Origin of the sequence: Curtobacterium sp. MCBA15_004, from assembly GCF_001865055.2 — a bacterium.
GTDB lineage: Bacteria > Actinomycetota > Actinomycetes > Actinomycetales > Microbacteriaceae > Curtobacterium.
This window is the reverse complement of sequence record NZ_CP126266.1, coordinates 869453-886228: the sequence shown is the minus strand read 5'-3', so window position 1 is coordinate 886228 and position 16776 is coordinate 869453. Positions and strand designations below refer to the sequence as shown.

Sequence of the window (16776 nt, the reverse complement as noted above, 5' to 3'; positions counted from 1 at the left end):
CCGGCGCCCTCCGACAGCGGGCGCGGCGTGCGCGACGGGCGAACACACCGCCCCGTGCTGCTCCGGTGTCAGGCCCGACGTCGTCGGGCGACGCTCCCCGCCGTCCCGAGCAGCACGAGGGACCCGGCGAGCACGAGGACGGGGACGACCGGCCCGCTGCCGGTCCAGGCGAGGTCGCGCGCGTGGTGCGGACCGTCGGCCGGTCCCGACGCCACCGGGCCACGGCCGGGAGGCACGGTGCCGGTCGTGCCGCTCGCTGCGGTCGGCAGGGCGGTCGCCGGGGCGGTCGAATCGGCGGCGCGGGTCGCCGACGGGCCCGGCGACGCCGCGGCGGTCGGGGCGGGCGTCGGGTCGGCGCTGGGCGTTGCGGACGGGACCGGCACCGGCCGCCCGGAGGACGTCGCCGTGACGATGCGCTGCCGGTTGTAGTCCGCGACCACGAGGGAGCGGTCCGCGCCGACGGACACGCCCGTGGGGTTCACCAGCGCCGTCCCGTCGGGCGCGGTGGAGAACGCCACCGACCAGGAACCGCCCGTCCGCGCCCAGACCCGGCCCGCGCCGTTGTCCACGACGAAGACGTCGCCGCCGTCGACGGCCACGCCCCGCAGCACGCTGCCCGCGTGCCGGGGGAACCCGAGGGACACGACCGCCCCCGTCGCGCGGTCGAGCCGCCAGACGTCGTCCGTCCGGGCATCGGTGACCGTGAGGACGGTGCCGTCGGCGGAGCGTGCGACGCCGGCCGGGTCCTGCCAGGGGCCGGCGACCGTCGTCCAGGTGTCGGAGCCGAGCTGCGCCGTCCAGAGGCGTCCGCTGCCCGGCACCGCGGCGAACACGGTCGTGCCGTCCACGGCGAGTCCGGCGACCTGACCCTGCACCGGCGGGGCGGCCTGCCGCGTCACGGCCCCCGATCCCGGGTCGACCGTCGCGAGGGCCGGGCGACCGGCCTCGGCGACCAGGACCCGGCCGTCCGGAGTGGTGGTCACGGCGGACGGGTTCCACATGTCCCGCTGTCCGGTGCCGAACGGGGCGACGACGCTCCACACCCCGGTGGTGGCCCGCCGGAGGACGCCGTTCCCGGCGAGGTCGGCGACGAGCACCGACCCGTCGGCGTCGACGTGGACGTCGTTCGGCGCCGTGAAGGACGAGGCGACGGGCGGAGCGGACACGTCCGCACGCGTCGGCGTCCACGTCTCGCTCGTCGAGGAACCGGCCCCGTCGGCCAGCGCGGCACCCGCGCCGGCCAGGACGACCGCGAGCACCGCTGCGCCGGCGACCAGGACGGTGCGGGACACCGCCCGCCCGACGCTCGGACCGCTCCGGCCCGGTGTCGTCGGTCGTCCGGTCGCGACGTGTCGCGGCGTCCGGGTGCTTCGCCCCATGGTGGTCCCCCTCGTGGAGGACGCTCCTCCGCCGCAGACCGTACTGACGGGCGGGGGACGACGTGGTCCCCCAGTTCGGGGACCGTGGACGCGTCCTCCGGTCTGCCGGGCACCCGCGCCGTGTCCCCTGCGGTGCCGGTGGAGCGCCGGACCGCAGCCGACGGGACGGACACCGGGCGCGCCTCGGCACCGGCCACCACTGCCGGACCGCAGCCGACGGGACGGACGCGGGGTGCGCCTCCCGGCCGGTCCGACGCGCGTGCGGAGCCCGGTCCGCCGACGCCGATCAGGAGGGGGCGTGGACGCGCTGCTGCGCGGCGAGGAGCCCGAGCTCCGCGATCGCCTCGACCGCGTCCGCCCCGTCGGCGAGGAGGTTCGGCAGCGTCTTCTTCTCGGTCGGCGAGAAGTCGCGGAGGACGTAGTCGGCGGGGTCCTGTCGACCCGGGGGACGGCCGATGCCGATCCGCACCCGGGAGAACTCGTTCGTGCCGGTCGCCTTGATGATGTCGCGCAGGCCGTTGTGCCCGCCGTGACCGCCGCTGCCCTTGAGACGGACGGTGTCGAACGGCAGGTCGAGCTCGTCGTGCACGACCACGAGCTCGGCGGGGGTGGCGCTGTAGAACCCGAGGACGCTCGAGACGGGTCCGCCGGAGGTGTTCATGAACGACCCCGGCTTCGCGAGGACGATCCTGGTGCCGCCGGGGACCAGACGCCCCTCGGCGACCTGGTTCGGCGTCTTGTGCTTCTTGAACGTCGCACCCATGCGGGCGGCGAGTTCGTCGAGGACCATCTGGCCGACGTTGTGGCGGTTGCCCGCGTAGCCGGGCCCGGGGTTCCCGAGCCCGACCACGACGAGCGTGTCCACTGCCATCAGCGTCGGCCAGACGTCCGCGAGGGTGTGCTTACTCGGAGTCGACCGGGGCGGAGCCGCCCTCGGCACCCGCCTCGGCGCCGGCCTCGGCAGCTGCCTCGTCGGCGGCGTCGTCGTCGGCGGTGCCACGCGGGGTGACGATCTGGACGACGAGCGCCTCGCCGTCGGTCTCGAGCTCGGCGCCGGCGGGCAGCTCGAGCTGCGACGCCAGGACCTGCGTGCCGTCCTCGAGGCCCTCGACGTCGACCGTCACGTGCTCGGGGATGTTGGTCGCCTCGACCAGGAGCGAGACCGAGGAGAGGTCCTGCACGTGGATGGTGCCGGAGAAGGACTCACCGGTCACGACGACGGGCACGTCGACCGTGACCTTCTCGCCACGACGCACGACGACGAGGTCGATGTGCTCGATGATCTGGCGCACCGGGTCACGCTGGACGTCCTTGACGAGGGCGAGCTGCGAGGTGCCCTCGATGTCGAGGTCCACGACCGCGTTCGCGGTGCGGACGAGGAGCATCGTCTCGTGGCCCGGCAGCGACACGTGCTGCGGCTCGGTGCCGTGGCCGTAGATGACGGCGGGGATCTTGTCGGCGGCGCGGAGCTTGCGGGCCGCACCCTTGCCGAACTTGGTGCGGATCTCGACTGCGAGCGTGGTGTAGTCGGCCATGGTGCCTCCTGGTCTCGTGGGCGACACCGGGGTGCCGGCATCGTGGGGTCTGTGGTGTTGCAACTCGAACGCGTGCACGCGTGAGGAACGTTCCCAGAGCTTGCCGGGCATCCGCCGCGTCGATCACGGCCGCGCGAACGCGACCCTCGCCGAAGTCGTGCGCCACTCTACCAGTACCGTCCCGGGCGTGTCGTACCGCGGGGGCGGTGGTGCTGGTGCTGGTGCTGGTGCTGGTGCTGGTGCTGGTGCTGGTGCTGGTGCTGCGTGGTACTCCGTCAGCGTCCGACGTCGCGTCGGTGGTGCTGGGCGGCGCGCAGGAGGTCGCGGGCGCGGTCGCTCGCCTCGGCCGCGGCGTCCCGGGCCCGCTCGGCGCGCTCGACCGCGGTGGCCGCGTCGGCGAGCCGGCGTTCGAGGTCGGCCCGGCGTTCCTCCGCCCGCTCGAGGTCGGACTCCGCGGCGTCGAGGGCGGCGTCGGCGGTGCGGGACTCGGCGCGGGCGGTGGCCTCGGCCTCGCGGGCGGCGTGCTCCTGCTGTGCCCGCTCGTGCTCCTGCTGCTCGCGCTCGCGCTCGCGCTGGTGGTGCTGTTGCCGGCGCTCGTCCTGGTGGTGCTGCGGCTGCTGGTGCGTCGTGGTGGCGGCGCGACCCGCTTGCCGGGACCGGCGCGCGCTCTCGATCGGGATGGGTTCCGCGTCCGAGCCGGACCACGCCTCCGGCACGGCGTCGGGGTCGGCGAGCGCACCGTCGAGGTCGACCGCATCGAACCCGGCGCTCTCCAGGGCACGGACGAGCAGCCCCGAGCGGACGGCGGCACCGGCGTGCGGGTCGACCATCGCGGCCTCGACGGTCGCGCGGACCTGGTCGAGGACCGCCGGGGTCACCGGGTGCCCGGCGTCGGCCGCGCGGTCGGCCCCGGCGCGCACGACGGCGTCGACGACCACGGACCGCTGCCGTCGGAGCTGCCGGATGGCGTCCGGGTCGGCGTCCGCCTGGGCCTGCCGGATCGACGGCCCGAGACCCACGGCCTCGTCGAGCGCGCCGTCGTGCGCGAGCAGGTCGACGACCCAGGCCGCGGGTGCGGGTTTCCGGAGCCCGCCGATCCGGGTCGCGAGGGGACGGTCGTCCGCGCGGACGGCCCGCTGCCGGGCGGTGCGCTCACGGACGAAGTCGGCGGGCGCGACGAGGAGCAGTTCCCTCGCCACGTCCGCGAACTCCATCGCCCCAGCATGCCCCGGGTGCCACGGTGCGCTACCAGTCGTGGACGGTGCCGTCGGCCAGGCGGTTGAACGGCAGGTACGCCTGCTCGTAGGGGTACTTCCCCGCCTCGTCGACGTCGAGGGACACCCCCAGGCCGGGCTCGTCGCCGGGGTGCAGGTAGCCGTCGGTGAAGGTGGACGTCTGCCGGAACACCTGGTTCGTGCGCGGCCCGTGCTGCATGTACTCCTGGATGCCGAAGTTGTGGATCGCGAGCCCGAGGTGCATCTGCGCCGCGAGCCCTACCGGTGAGATGTCGGTCGGGCCGTGGAACCCGGACTTCACCTGGTACAACGCCGCGTAGTCCATCGTCTTGCGGAGCGGCGTCACCCCGCCCATGTGCGTCACGGCACCGCGGACGTAGTCGATGAGCTGGTCGCGGATGACGTCCTTGAAGTCCCAGATCGTGTTGAACACCTCGCCGATCGCGAGCGGCGTCGTGGTGTGCTGCCGGACGAGCTTGAGTGCCTCCTGGTTCTCGGCCGGAGTGCAGTCCTCGAGCCAGAACAGGTCGTACGGCTCGAGGGACTTGCCGAGCTTCGCGGCCTGCAACGGGGTCATCCGGTGGTGACCGTCGTGCAGCAGGGGCAGTTCGGGGCCGAACTCGTTGCGGACCGCCTCGAACACGGTCGGCACGTGCCGGAGGTAGGCGCGGGTGTCCCAGTCCTCCATCGCCGGGTACGCCCCGCGCTGCGCCGGCTCGAAGTCGTACCGGACACCCGCGTTGCCCTCGGTCGTGCGGTTCGACGCGATGCCGTAGATGCTCTCGAGCCCGGGGACGCCGGTCTGGACGCGGATGGACCGGTAGCCCTCCGCCTGGTGCTCCCGGATCGAGTCGAACAGCTCCGGGAGCTCCTTGCCCGAGGCGTGCCCGTACGCCATGAGGCCGGTCCGCGACGCCCCGCCGAGCAGCTGGTACAGCGGCATCCCCGCGACCTTGGCCTTGACGTCCCAGAGCGCCATGTCGACGGCGGCGATCGCGGCCATCGTGACCGGGCCGCGGCGCCAGTACGACGAGCGGTACAGGAACTGCCAGGCGTCCTCGATCCGGCTGGCGTCGCGCCCGACGAGCAGGGGGACGACGTGCTCGGCCAGGTAGGCCGCCACGGCGAGCTCGCGACCGTTCAGCGTCGCGTCACCGAGTCCGGTGACGCCGTCGACGGTGGTGATCTTCAGCGTCACGAAGTTGCGGTCGGGGCTCGTGACGACGACCTCGGCGCGGTCGATGAGCTGCCCGCGGTCGGTCGACGCCCAGGTGTCGGGCCGCCCGGCCGTCGGGTCGGTCGCGGCACCGCCGTCGGTCGCGCCGGGGACCGGTGCTGCGGGGTTCGTGGTGCCGGTCGTGCTCGCGTCGGTCATGCGTGGACTCCTTCGTCGGTGCGTGGGCTGCCGGCGGCGCTGCCGGTGTCGTGCGCCGCGGCTCGGATGCGGTCGGCGGCCGCCGTCACGGCGGCGACCACGGGCGTGGTGTCGAGGTCGGGTGCGATCACGGCGAGCACGGCGTGCAGGTCCGAGTCTGGCCCGGGCGCACCGGGGTCGGTCACGAGCGCGGGCTGCTCGGTGCAGTGCAGCCACCAGGCGGCGATCGCGGTCGCGGCACCCGGGCCGATGCCGGCGTCCGGGTCGCGGTCGCGTCGTCGGCGCACGACGTCGACGACCCGGACGGGCAGCTTCTCGGAACCCCCGGCGGCGATCTGGCGGAGGGTGTGCCGGATGCGCGGGTTCGCGAACCGTCCGAGGAGCGCTGCCCGGGCCGCGGTGGTCTCGTCGGCCGGCAGCGTGAGCTCCGCCGAGGCCTCGTCCCACAGCTGGTCGACGGCGGCACGGCAGCGCGGATCGCCCACCGCCTCGGCCACCGTCTCGTGCCCGAGGAGCATCCCGAGGTACGCGAGCACCGAGTGCGCGCCGTTGAGCAGCCAGAGCTTGCGCTGCTCGAAGGGCGTGACGTCGCCGACGAGTCGGACCCCGGCGGTCTCCCACGCCGGTCGGTCGACCCCGGTGAAGGCGTCCTCGAGCACCCACTCGGCGAACGGCTCGGTGACCACGGGCACCCGGTCGCCGGGCAGCGCCCCCGGCAGGTCGGCGAGGCCCGCGACGTCCGCGTCGGTCGTCGCCGGGGTGATCCGGTCGACCATCGACGACGGGAACGCCACGTGCTCGTCGATCCAGGTGCGCAGCGCCGCGTCGTCGACCGCCGATGCCACCGCCCGCCGGAGCACCTCGCCGTTGTGCGTCAGGTTGTCGAGGCTGACGAGCGCGATCCGCCCACCGCCGGCGTCCCGTCGCGCCGCGAGCCCGTCGACCAGGCGGGCCGGGACGTCGGAGTCCGCGCGGTAGCCGGCCTCGGTGACCGTCAGCGTCACGATGCTCGTGTCGGCGGACGCGACCGCGCGCCTCCAGGCCTCGTCGTCGCTGCCGGGGTGCGCGGCGACGATCGCGTCGACGACCTCGGCGGTGTCCCCGGCCGCGGCCCGGGTGACGAGCGTGTACCGGCAGTCCTGCGCGGTGAGCGCCTCGGCCGCGTGCGCCGAACGACCGGTGAACGCGGTGATGCCCCACGGCGCGCCCGCCGCCCGCTGCGTGTACCAGACGAGGTGCGCGCGGGCGAAGGCACCCACGCCGAGGTGCACGATGCCCGGCCGTCGGGTGGTCACGCCGTCACCGGGACCAGGGACCGGAGGTACGCGAGGTTGTCCGCGGTGCGCTCGGCGAGCGGCAGGGCAGTGGAGAAGTCCTCGACCGTGACCCAGCCGTCGTAGCCCACCTGGCGGAGTGCGTCGAGGTACTCCCCCACCGACGCCTGGCCGTCGCGCAGCGGTGCCCACTCGTGCTGCCAGACGCGACTGCCGTCGGCACGGGTGTCGCCGGTGTCCACCCACCGGGCGTTCTTGACGTGGGCGTGGGCGAGGTACGGACCGAGGAGCTCGAAGGCCGCCAGGTGGTCCTCCTGCCCCTCGATGACGAGGTTGCCGAGGTCGTGGACGACGCCGACGTGCGAGGGATCGAGGCCGTCGAGGAGCCGCAGGGCCGCGGAGGCCGAGGGGGTGATCGTCGTGTGGTGCAGCTCGACGAGGGCCTTCACCCCGAGGTCCGCCGCGCGACCCGCCGCCCACTCGAGGTCGGCCCGCGTGCGGTCGAACAGTTCCCCGTAGGTCGCGCCCGTCCGCTCGCGCTCACGCCGGTACATCGGCATGGTGACCCGGACCTGGCGGGCACCGAGCTCGGCCGTCACGCGGAGCATCGTCTCGACGCCCTCGTGGTCGGCGACCGGCTGGTAGCCGCCGATGCCCGAGTACCCGAGCCCGGCGGCGTCGGTGGTGCGCGCGATCTCGCCGACCTGGTCGACGATGCCGGTGAACTGCCACGTCGACCGGTTGCCGACCCAGAACGCACGGTCCGCCGGCACCTGCTGCCCGTCGGCCGGACGGTCGTCGACGACGCGCCACTCGATGCCGTCCCAGCCCTGCTCGGCGAGGGTCTCGGCAGCCTGCGACGGCGTCCAGTCGGGGGTGGAGGCGGTGAACACGGAGAACTTCATCGGGTTGCTCCTTCGCGGGTGGTGACCGGGACGGTCGGGACGACGTCGTCGTACTTCCCGTGGATGACGTCGTCGATGCGCACGGGCTGCCCGAGCGTCGCGCTGACGTAGAGCCCGCGGACGGTCGCGAGCGAGACGAGGGCGGCCTCGACGGTGACGCCCGGATCGCGGCCCTCGCGGATCGCCGCCACGACGTCGGTGTACTGGCGTGCGTGCCCGGCGGCGAAGTGGTCCGGTTCGCCCGGCCCGCCGACGACGTGCTCGGGCGGGACGACGGCGTCCTTCTGGTCGGCGGCGTCCGCGACCGCCGTGGTGTTCGCGGTGGTCGACGCCGACTCGAGGGTGGCTGCGTCCGGGGCGACGTGGAAGTACGCGAGCCGGTCGTCGTCGACGATCGCGGAACCGTGCGTGCCGTACACGGCGTAGCGCGCCGAGAGGCCAGGGTAGGCGGCGGTCGTGCAGTGGATGACGCCGAGCGCACCACCTCGGAACCGGACGGTCGCGACCGCGGTGTCCTCGACCTCGATCCGGTCGTGCGCGAGGAGCCCGACCTGGGCGGAGATCTCCTCCGGACGACCGAGCGCCCAGACGAGCAGGTCGACCGTGTGGACGCCCTGGTTCATGACCGCGCCGCCACCGTCGAGCGCCCAGGTGCCGCGCCAGTCACCCGAGTCGTAGTAGCCCTGCGACCGGTACCACGCGACGCTCGCGACGCCGGAGGTCACGGTCCCGAAGGCGCCGCTGTGCGCCGCACCGGCGACGGCGACCGATGCCGGGTCGAACCGGTGCTGGCTGATGACGCTCGTGACGAGCCCGCGCGTGCGGGCCTCGGCTGCCAGCCGGGCGATCTCGCGTGCCCGCGGCATCGTCGTGTCGAGGGGCTTCTCGATGACGACGTGCTTGCCCGCGGCGAGCGCTGCCTCGGCCAGCTGCACGTGCATGCCGGACGGCGAGCAGATCGCGACGACGTCGATGTCGGTCGCGGCGATGGCCTGCTCGATGGTCGCGGTCGTGACGGGGCGGGGCACGCCGAGGGCCTGGAGTTCGTCGGCGGCGCTCGTGGCCGCCGCAGGGACGGCGTCGACGAGCGCGACGACCTGCAGGTCGGGGTGCTGGACGGCGACGCGGGCGTGGTGGCGGCCGATGACGCCGGCGCCGACGACTGCCAACTTGAGTGGTGAGGTCATCGCAGGGTGACTCCGATCTGGTCGGTGAGGGCGCGGAAGGCACGACCGGCGCGACCGAAGGCCGCGGGGCCGGAGAACCCGCCGAGATGGGTGAAGTCGCTGAGGTGCGGTTCGAGCGAGGCGTACCCGGAGTACCCGGCGTCACGCAGCGCGGTGAGGGTGTCGAGCAGTTCACCGTCGCCCTCGCCCGCGGGGACGACGGACGAGTCCGCCGCGAGGGCGTCCTTGACCTGCAGGTAGTCGACGTACGGGGCGAGCTGCGCCCATCCGTCGGTGAACGGGCGGACCCCGCACTGGACGTAGTTCGCGTTGTCCCAGGCGAGTCGGAGCGCGGGCGACCCGACGCTCTCGACGATGTCGAGCACGCGGTCGGGGACGTCGCCGTAGATGTCCTTCTCGTTCTCGTGCAGCAGGGTGACCCCCGCGCGCTCCGCACGGTCGGCGAGCGCCCGCATCCGGACGAGGACGTCGTCGCGGACGTCCTCGGCGCTCCGGCCCGGGAAGAAGAACGAGAAGATCCGGATGTTCGTGGTGCCGAGCGCGCGCGCCGCGGCGATCGCCCGGCCGAGCCGCCCCACCTCGTGCTCGACGGGCTCGTCGACGGGCACCTTGCCGATCGGCGACGCGATCGCGGACACGGTCTGGCCGCGTTCCCGGAGGACACGGTGCAGGCCGGCGAGCTGGTCGTCGTCGAGGTCGACGACGTTCACCCCCCAGGCGCTCCGCACCTCGATCGCGGAGGCGCCGAGCGCCTGCAGCACGGCGACCTGGACCGCCGGATCGGCGTCGATCTCGTCGCCGAAACCGGAGAGTTCCCAACTGGGCTGGGTCATGACGTTCCCTTCGTGGTGACCGGGGTACCAGCCTGGAGGCGCGGGGCGGGCCCGCACCGCGCCTCCAGGCTGTCCGTGGAGGAGTGCACGCTGTGCACAGCGGCCTACTTGACGGAGCCGGCCGTGAGGCCGCCGACCAGGTAGCGCTGGAAGACCAGGTAGAGCGCGACCACCGGGACGGCGCACACGATCGAGGCGGCCATCATCTGGCCGTAGATCGGGACGGCGCCGCCCTCCTGGGCGGTGCCGAGCACCTGCAGGACGACCGCGACGGTGCGGGTGTTCGGGGTCGTCATGATCGTGCTGAACAGCACGTCGTTCCAGCCCAGCAGGAAGGCGAAGATCGCCGACACGACGATGCCGGGCCAGGACAGCGGCAGGACGACGCTCCGCAGGATGCGCCCGCTCGAGGCGCCGTCGATGCGTGCGGCCTCCTCGAGTTCCTTCGGCAGACCGCGCAGGTACGTGACCATGACCCACGTGGAGAACGGCAGGGCGAAGGTCAGGTAGGTGACGAAGAGGCCCCACCGGGTACCGATCACCTGCACGCCCGTCGCACTCGCGATGTTCGCGAACACCACGAAGACCGGCAGGAGCAGGAGCGTCCCGGGGACGGACTGCAGGGCGAGGAGCCCCCGCAGCATCGTGAGGCGGCCGAGGAAGCGGAACCGGACGAGGACGTAGGCGGTGGACACGGCGAGCGTGGCGCTCGCGACCGCGACGGCCCCGGCGGTGAGGAGCGAGTTCACCAGCCCCTGGCCGAGGGCGACGGTGTCCCAGATCGCGACGTAGTTCGCGAGCGTGAACTCGGACGGGAAGTACTCGCCCCGGGCGACCGCGACGTCGGAGTTGACCGAGCCGAACAGGATGTAGAGCACCGGGGCCGCGATGAAGGCGGTGATCACCGCGATCACGAGGACGAGCAGCCACCGCGGCAGGAGCCGGGTGACGTCGGTGTCGTACGGGCGTCTGCCGGGTCGTCGTCCCGGCGCGGTGATGCTCTCGGTGAGCGTCGCGGTCGGACGGGTCCGGGTGGTCCCGGCGAACGGCGTGCCGTGGGCGCTCATGCGCGGGCTCCCTCGATGTCGGCCGCCGCGGGGGCGGCGAGCGTCGCGAGGTCGGCGCGGCGCTGCTTCCGGGTGGGTCCGGCGTCGTCGCCGGTGTCGAGCTTGACGGCCCGCAGGTACACGAACAGCGGGATCGCGACGATCACGAGCGAGCAGATCGCCATCGCCGCGGACAGCCCGAAGCGGAACGACTGGAAGCTCGCGATGTACGTCAGGACGGGCATGACCTCGACGCTCGAGGGCAGTGGGATGCCGAACAGGACGAACGGCAGCGTGAAGTTGTTGATGTTGTGCAGGATCGAGATGATCACCGCGAGGCTCAGCGGGCCCCGGAGGTACGGGAAGACGATGTACCGGAGCTTCGCCCACCAGGTGACGCCGTCGAGAGCCGCGGCCTCGTGCACCTCGCCGTCGACGGCCTGCAGCCCGGCGAGCGAGAGCAGGTAGACGAACGGCCAGCTCGTCCAGACCATGACGCCGGCGAGCGCCCAGTACGACGCCGAGCCGTTCAGCCAGAGGACGTCCGTGCCGAACACCGTGTTCACCACGCCCTGCGGCTGGAGCATCGTCCGGAAGAACGTGCCGACGACGAAGGCCGGGAGCACGTACGGGATGAGGTAGACCGAGCGGACGAGTCCGCGCCCGGGGAACCGGTTCTGCGTCGAGATCGCCGCGGCGACACCGATCGGCACGGACGCGGCGGTGACGAGCACCGACAGCGACACCGAGATCCACACCGAGTGCAGGAGCGGTGAGTCGGTGAACGCCTCGACGAAGTTGGCGAGTCCGACGAACGGGGCGCTGAACCACTGGCGGAGCGTGTACTGGTCGAGGTCGAGCATCGCGATGTACACGCCCACCAGGAGCGGCACGACGATGACGACGAGCATGAGCACGCCACCGGGCAGGAGCATCCACAGCGGACGTTCGCGCCGGTACAGCGGTGTCCGGCCGTGCGGACGGACACCGCGCGGCGGGCGCTCGGCGTCGCGTGGTGCCCGGGTCTGGACCTGCGTCATCACAGGCCTCCGTTCTTCTGTCGGTCCAGGGTCGCCTGGGCGTCGCGTTGGGCGGCGGCGAGCCGCTTCCGGAGCTGGTCGTCCGTCACCTCGCCGCTCTTCAGCGAGGGGATGGACTGCACGACGACGTCGACGAGCGAGAGCTGGATGTCGGACCACGCACCGGTGAAGGCGGTCGGCTTGGAGAGCTTGCCGGCCTGGACGATCGGGGCGAGGTCCGGGTTCTCCCGCGCGATCGTCTGCGCGGCCTCGGTGTTCGTCGGCAGCTGCCCGAAGAGCTCGAAGTAGCGCTCCTGGGCCGCGGGCGACGAGACCTGCTGCACGAAGTCGAACGACAGGTCCTGCTTGGTGCCGTAGTCGGCGACGACGAGGTTGTCGCCGGACAGGATGCTCGCCGCCTCGATGCCGTCGGCGGGACGCTCGGTCGCCCCCGGGGGCACGGTCGGCAGCAGCGCGTACTGGTACTTCCCGTCGACCGCCGACCCCTTCAGCGTGTTGAGCGAGGTCGTCGTCGTCATCGGGAAGAACGCGGCCTTGCCGTCGGCGAACTGTGCGAGCGCCTGGGCGTTGTTCCACCCGATCGCCGCCGGGTCGACGACGCCGTCCTTCGTCACCCAGTCGAAGTAGGTGCGGTAGGCGTTCTCGACGGCGTCGGCGGAGATCTCGGCCTTCGAGCCGTCGACGATGGTGTTGCCGGCGTTCTCGGCCATGCCCCAGACGAACTTCCACGGGTCGAAGCCGTCGGCGTAGGCGACCGCCATGCCGAAGTGACCGTCACGCGTCGTCGCCTCCGCGTCCGCGGTGAGCGCGTCCCAGGTCGTCGGCAGCTCGGTGATCCCGGCCTGGGCGAGGAGTTCCGTGTTCACCGCCATCACGAACGGGCGGCTGGCGAACGGGATCCCGATCTGCTTCGACGCGCTCGGCCCGGAGATGCCGAGCGACGCGGCGTCGAACTGGTCCTTCCCGCCGACGGCGCGCCACTGGTCGCTGCCCATCTCGACGAAGGCCCCGGTGGCGTAGGCGGTGGGGGTGAACGTCGTCCCGATCGCGTAGACGTCCGGCCCCTGCCCGGAGATGACGCTCGTCTGGATGGCGGTCAGCTCCTCCTGGGGCGAGGAGTACGTCTCCCACTGGATGTCCGCGCCCGTGGTGCGCTTGAACTCGGCAGCCGTCTCCTGCTGCCACTGCTTGCGTTCCTTCGGGTAGGTCGTGTCCGCGGCCATCATCACACGGAGGGTGTCCGGGTCGTCACCGCTGCCGTCCACGACTGCGCAGCCCTGGAGCGTGAGGGCGGCGACCGCGACGACGGCGGCACCGACGAGTGCGCGGGTCCTGCGTCTTCCTGTGCTCATGCGGGGGTTTCCTCCTCGAGACCTCCACCGGGCGGCGCTGCCCGGTCCCCGGCGGCGCTGCCGGTTGCGCACCACTGTCCCGCCGCTGGCAACAACCGGCAACCGGTTGCCAGTTGTTGCCAGCCCGTCCTACCGTCGGTCCACCGGCGCGACGAGGCGGCGGTGCCGACCCGTCGTCGCGACGGTGCGGATCCGCTCTCGCGACGGTGCGAGGCAGGACCTCGCGACGGTGCGAGGCAGGACGGAGGAGCGGTGCGCGAGACCGACACCACCCGGCGGGTGACCATCCGGGACATCGCCGACGCGACCGGCGTCGCCCCCTCGACCGTCTCGCGGGCGCTCGCACTGCCGGACCGCGTGAACCGGGTCACGCAGCAGCGCATCCAGGAGGCAGCGCGGTCACTCGGCTACGTGCCGAACCAGCAGGCGCGCGCCCTGACGTCGGGACGCACCCGGGCGGTCGCGGTGCTCGTGTCCGACATCACCAACCCGTTCTACTTCGACGTCATCCGCGGCACGCAGCACCAGCTGGCCGCCGCCGGGTGGACGCAGCTGCTCGTCGACACCGAGGAGTCCGCCGAGGCCGAGCTCGCCGCCCTCGGCGCGATCGCGACCAAGGCGGACGGCGCGGTGCTCACCGCCTCGCGACTGTCCGACGCGCAGATCGCACGGTTCGCCGAACGGACGCCGCTCGTGGTCGTGAACCGCCGGCCCGCGGGCGTCCCGTCGGTGCTCATCGACACGCCGGGCGGGGTCGAGCAGGCCGTGCAGCACCTCGTCTCCCTCGGCCACCGGGACGTCCTCTACGTCGCCGGACCGGACAGCTCGTGGTCGAACGAACGTCGGTGGCGGGCACTCGTGCGGGTCGCGAGGCGTCTGGGTGTGCGGGTCGCCCGCATCGGCCCGCACGCACCGTTCGTCGACTCGGGCGCAGCAGCCGCCGACGCCGCGGTGCACGCCGGGGCGACCGCGTGCATCGCCTTCAACGACCTCATCGCGATCGGCATGCTCGGGCGGTTCCGGGAACGCGGCGTCCGCGTACCCGAGGACGTGTCCGTGGTCGGCTGCGACGACATCTTCGGAGCGGACTTCTGCAACCCGCCCCTCACGACGATGACGTCACCCATCGAGCGTGCCGGGCAGGTCGCGATCCGGATGCTGCTCGGTCGACTCGGGGCACCCCCGGCGGACGGCGCGGGCGACGAGCACACGGCCTCGGCCGTCGCGCTCCCGACCCACCTGACCGTGCGGGAGTCGACCGGCCCCGCACCGGGTGGCGGACCCTGACCGGTCCCCCGACCGCCCCGTCCCGTCCGCTCGCCCCGCCACCCGCACCGAAGGAGCCGTCGATGCCCCGCACGACCACCGCCACCCCCCTCGCACCGCACCCGGACCGGCTGTTCCCCGCGGACCCCGGTGCCCGCGCCGTCGCCCGCACCGTGTACGAAGCGGTCCGCGACGCGCCGATCATCTCGCCCCACGGACACGTCGACGCCGCGCTGCTCGCGGACGACCAGCCGTTCCCCGACCCCGCCGCGTTGCTGGTCACGCCCGACCACTACGTCCTGCGGCTCCTGCACGCGAACGGTGTCGGACTGGAGGCGCTGGGACGCGAGGACCGTTCCGGGACGCACGCCGTGCCTCCCGGCCGCGCGATCTGGCGGACGCTGGCCGCACACTGGGAGGACTTCACCGCCACCCCCGTGCGCCACTGGTTCGAGACGGAGCTGCACGACGTGTTCGGGCTGACCGAGCAGCCGTCGGCCGCGAACGCGGACGACCAGTACGACCGGATGGCCGCGCTGCTCGCCGAGCCGCGCATGCGGCCGCGCGCCCTGTTCGACGCCTTCCGCATCGAGGTGCTCGCCACCACGGACGGTCCCGCCGACGACCTCGCCGCGCACGCGCGGCTCGCAGCGGACCCCACGTTCACCGGTCGCGTCCTCCCCACGTTCCGCGCGGACGCGGTCTTCGACCCCTCCGGGCCGGACTGGAGGCGCGTGGTCGCGTCGGTCGGGGAGGCCGCCGGCATCGACACGGGCACCCACGACGGCCTGCTGGCCGCGCTGCGCGCGCGGCGCCGGTACTTCCTCGAGCACGGCGCGACCGCGACCGACACGGGGGTCCTCGACGCCGGCTCCGCCCCGCTGTCCGCCGTCGAGCGCGCCCGCATCCACGCCGCCGCGGTGCAGGGGCCGGACCGCGTGACCGCCGCCGAGGCCGTCGCGTACCGCCACGACATGCTGTACCGCTGGGCCGAGATGAGCGTCGAGGACGGCCTCGTCATGCAGCTGCACCCCGGGGTGCTCCGCAACCACCACCGCCCGACCCTCGAACGCTTCGGCCCCGACACCGGACACGACCTGCCCACCGTCGGGGCGTTCACCGAGCCGCTCCGGCCGCTGCTCGAGGCCTTCGGCACCGAGCCCGGCTTCCACCTCGTGCTGTTCACCGTCGACGAGACCGTGTTCTCGCGCGAGATCGGGCCGCTCGCCGGCTTCTACCCCGCCGTGTACGCCGGTGCGCCGTGGTGGTTCATCGACACCCCCGCGGCGATCGGGCGCTACCGGGCAGCGGTCACCGACTCGGCGTCGTTCACGAAGACCTCGGGCTTCATCGACGACACCCGCGCGTACTGCTCCATCCCCGCACGGCACGACATGGCGCGACGTGCGGACGCGGCGTACCTGGCGTCGCTCGTCGTCACGCACCAGATCAGCGAGGAGGACGCGATGGTGACCGCGCGGCGGATCGTGTCGGACATCCCGCGGGCGACGTTCAAGCTCTGAGGCCTGCGGGGGTTCTCGTGCGCTGAGGCCTGCGGGGTTCTCGTGCGCTGCGGTTCTCGTGCGCTGAGGCCCGGCGAGCGGTTCTCGTGCGCTGCGGCCGGGAGCAGTGTGGGCGAGCGGACACCGACCGGGCGTCGCGGTCGGTACGGTCGTCGGGTGGACGACCGGTTGGACGAGCGGGTGCGGCAGGCCTACGACCGGCGGGCGGAGGAGTACGCGGCGGCGCTCGGATCGATGGCGGCCGTGCACCCGTCGGACCGCGCCCGGGTCGAGTCGTGGGCGGCCGCATGTGACGGTCTGCTCGTCGACGCCGGGTGCGGGCCGGGACACTGGACCGCACACCTTGCCGGACTCGGGCACCGGGTCGTCGGGCTCGACGTCGTGCCGCGGTTCGTCGACATCGCCCGACGGTCCGCGCCGGACGTGTCGTTCCGCGTCGCGACCCTCGAGGCGACCGGCCTCGGAGCCGGGAGTGCGGGTGGCGTGCTGTCCTGGTACTCGCTCGTCCACCACGACCCGGAGGCCGTGCCGGACGCCCTCGCGGAGTTCCGCCGCGTCACGGCCGACCACGGCGGGCTGCTCGTCGGGGCGTTCTCCGGCGCTGCCCTCGAGCCGTTCGACCACGCCGTGACCACGGCCTGGCGGTGGCCCGCCGATCGGCTCGCGGCGGTCATCGAGGAGGCCGGGTTCGCGGTCGTCGACGTCGAGGAGCGGGCCGACGCCGGTGTGCGGCCGCACCTGGCGATCAGCGCGGTGCGGGTGCGGTGACCTCGTCGCTCACCCTCCGACGACACGAGGGCCGAGCCCCGCGGCGCTCTCGGGGAGG

15 protein-coding genes are annotated in these 16776 nt (G+C 73.4%); 3 read left to right on the top strand and 12 right to left on the bottom strand.

Features of this window, described 5'->3' with window-relative positions; translation table 11 throughout:
• Window positions 1-68: 68 nt before the first annotated feature.
• From QOL16_RS04170 to QOL16_RS04115, 12 genes are all read right to left on the bottom strand, one after another.
• Window positions 69-1292, bottom strand: a complete 1224-nt coding sequence (locus QOL16_RS04170) for a hypothetical protein (RefSeq protein ID WP_071282554.1) — start codon at window positions 1290-1292, stop codon at window positions 69-71.
• 373 nt (window positions 1293-1665) lie between these two features.
• Complete coding sequence (gene pth / locus QOL16_RS04165) at window positions 1666-2250, bottom strand: aminoacyl-tRNA hydrolase (protein WP_071282552.1); 585 nt, start codon at window positions 2248-2250, stop codon at window positions 1666-1668.
• A gap of 31 nt (window positions 2251-2281) precedes the next feature.
• A complete protein-coding gene (locus QOL16_RS04160; protein WP_065961779.1) occupies window positions 2282-2914 on the bottom strand; it encodes a 50S ribosomal protein L25/general stress protein Ctc in 633 nt (210 codons plus the stop codon).
• Between the two features lie 275 nt (window positions 2915-3189).
• Window positions 3190-4128, bottom strand: a complete 939-nt coding sequence (locus QOL16_RS04155; protein WP_071245476.1) for a hypothetical protein — start codon at window positions 4126-4128, stop codon at window positions 3190-3192.
• Window positions 4129-4159: 31 nt separating this feature from the next.
• The gene (gene manD / locus QOL16_RS04150) at window positions 4160-5524 is read right to left on the bottom strand and encodes a D-mannonate dehydratase ManD (protein ID WP_253181620.1); all 1365 of its coding nucleotides are present in this window, start codon (window positions 5522-5524) and stop codon (window positions 4160-4162) included.
• Window positions 5521-6819: a mannitol dehydrogenase family protein gene (locus tag QOL16_RS04145; protein WP_071282550.1), complete on the bottom strand. Its 1299-nt coding sequence runs from the start codon at window positions 6817-6819 to the stop codon at window positions 5521-5523. The genes manD and QOL16_RS04145 overlap by 4 nt, the downstream gene beginning before the upstream one ends.
• Complete coding sequence (locus QOL16_RS04140; protein ID WP_071282548.1) at window positions 6816-7703, bottom strand: sugar phosphate isomerase/epimerase; 888 nt, start codon at window positions 7701-7703, stop codon at window positions 6816-6818. Before QOL16_RS04140 ends, QOL16_RS04145 begins: the two co-directional genes overlap by 4 nt.
• The gene (locus QOL16_RS04135; RefSeq protein WP_071282546.1) at window positions 7700-8890 is read right to left on the bottom strand and encodes a Gfo/Idh/MocA family protein; all 1191 of its coding nucleotides are present in this window, start codon (window positions 8888-8890) and stop codon (window positions 7700-7702) included. Before QOL16_RS04135 ends, QOL16_RS04140 begins: the two co-directional genes overlap by 4 nt.
• Window positions 8887-9723 (bottom strand): sugar phosphate isomerase/epimerase, encoded by an 837-nt coding sequence (locus QOL16_RS04130; protein ID WP_071245464.1) that lies wholly within the window; start codon window positions 9721-9723, stop codon window positions 8887-8889. Before QOL16_RS04130 ends, QOL16_RS04135 begins: the two co-directional genes overlap by 4 nt.
• Before the next feature lie 104 nt (window positions 9724-9827).
• Entirely contained in the window at window positions 9828-10790 is a 963-nt protein-coding gene (locus tag QOL16_RS04125) for a carbohydrate ABC transporter permease (RefSeq protein ID WP_071282544.1), read from the bottom strand.
• Entirely contained in the window at window positions 10787-11809 is a 1023-nt protein-coding gene (locus QOL16_RS04120; protein ID WP_071282542.1) for a carbohydrate ABC transporter permease, read from the bottom strand. The genes QOL16_RS04125 and QOL16_RS04120 overlap by 4 nt, the downstream gene beginning before the upstream one ends.
• Window positions 11809-13161 (bottom strand): ABC transporter substrate-binding protein, encoded by a 1353-nt coding sequence (locus QOL16_RS04115; protein WP_083230168.1) that lies wholly within the window; start codon window positions 13159-13161, stop codon window positions 11809-11811. Before QOL16_RS04115 ends, QOL16_RS04120 begins: the two co-directional genes overlap by 1 nt.
• Window positions 13162-13413: 252 nt before the next feature.
• Here QOL16_RS04115 and QOL16_RS04110 point away from each other — a divergent pair, with 252 nt between their 5' ends.
• The 3 genes from QOL16_RS04110 to QOL16_RS04100 all read left to right on the top strand — a co-directional run bounded on the left by QOL16_RS04110 (window position 13414) and on the right by QOL16_RS04100 (window position 16718).
• A complete protein-coding gene (locus tag QOL16_RS04110; RefSeq protein WP_071245456.1) occupies window positions 13414-14448 on the top strand; it encodes a LacI family DNA-binding transcriptional regulator in 1035 nt (344 codons plus the stop codon).
• A gap of 62 nt (window positions 14449-14510) precedes the next feature.
• Window positions 14511-15950 carry a glucuronate isomerase gene (gene uxaC, locus QOL16_RS04105; RefSeq protein WP_071282540.1) on the top strand — a complete coding sequence of 480 codons (1440 nt, stop codon included), beginning with the start codon at window positions 14511-14513 and terminating at the stop codon, window positions 15948-15950.
• A 156-nt stretch (window positions 15951-16106) separates the two neighbouring features.
• On the top strand, window positions 16107-16718 hold the full coding sequence (locus QOL16_RS04100; RefSeq protein WP_254780161.1) for a class I SAM-dependent methyltransferase: 612 nt from the start codon (window positions 16107-16109) through the stop codon (window positions 16716-16718).
• The last annotated feature ends 58 nt before the right edge of the window (window positions 16719-16776 follow it).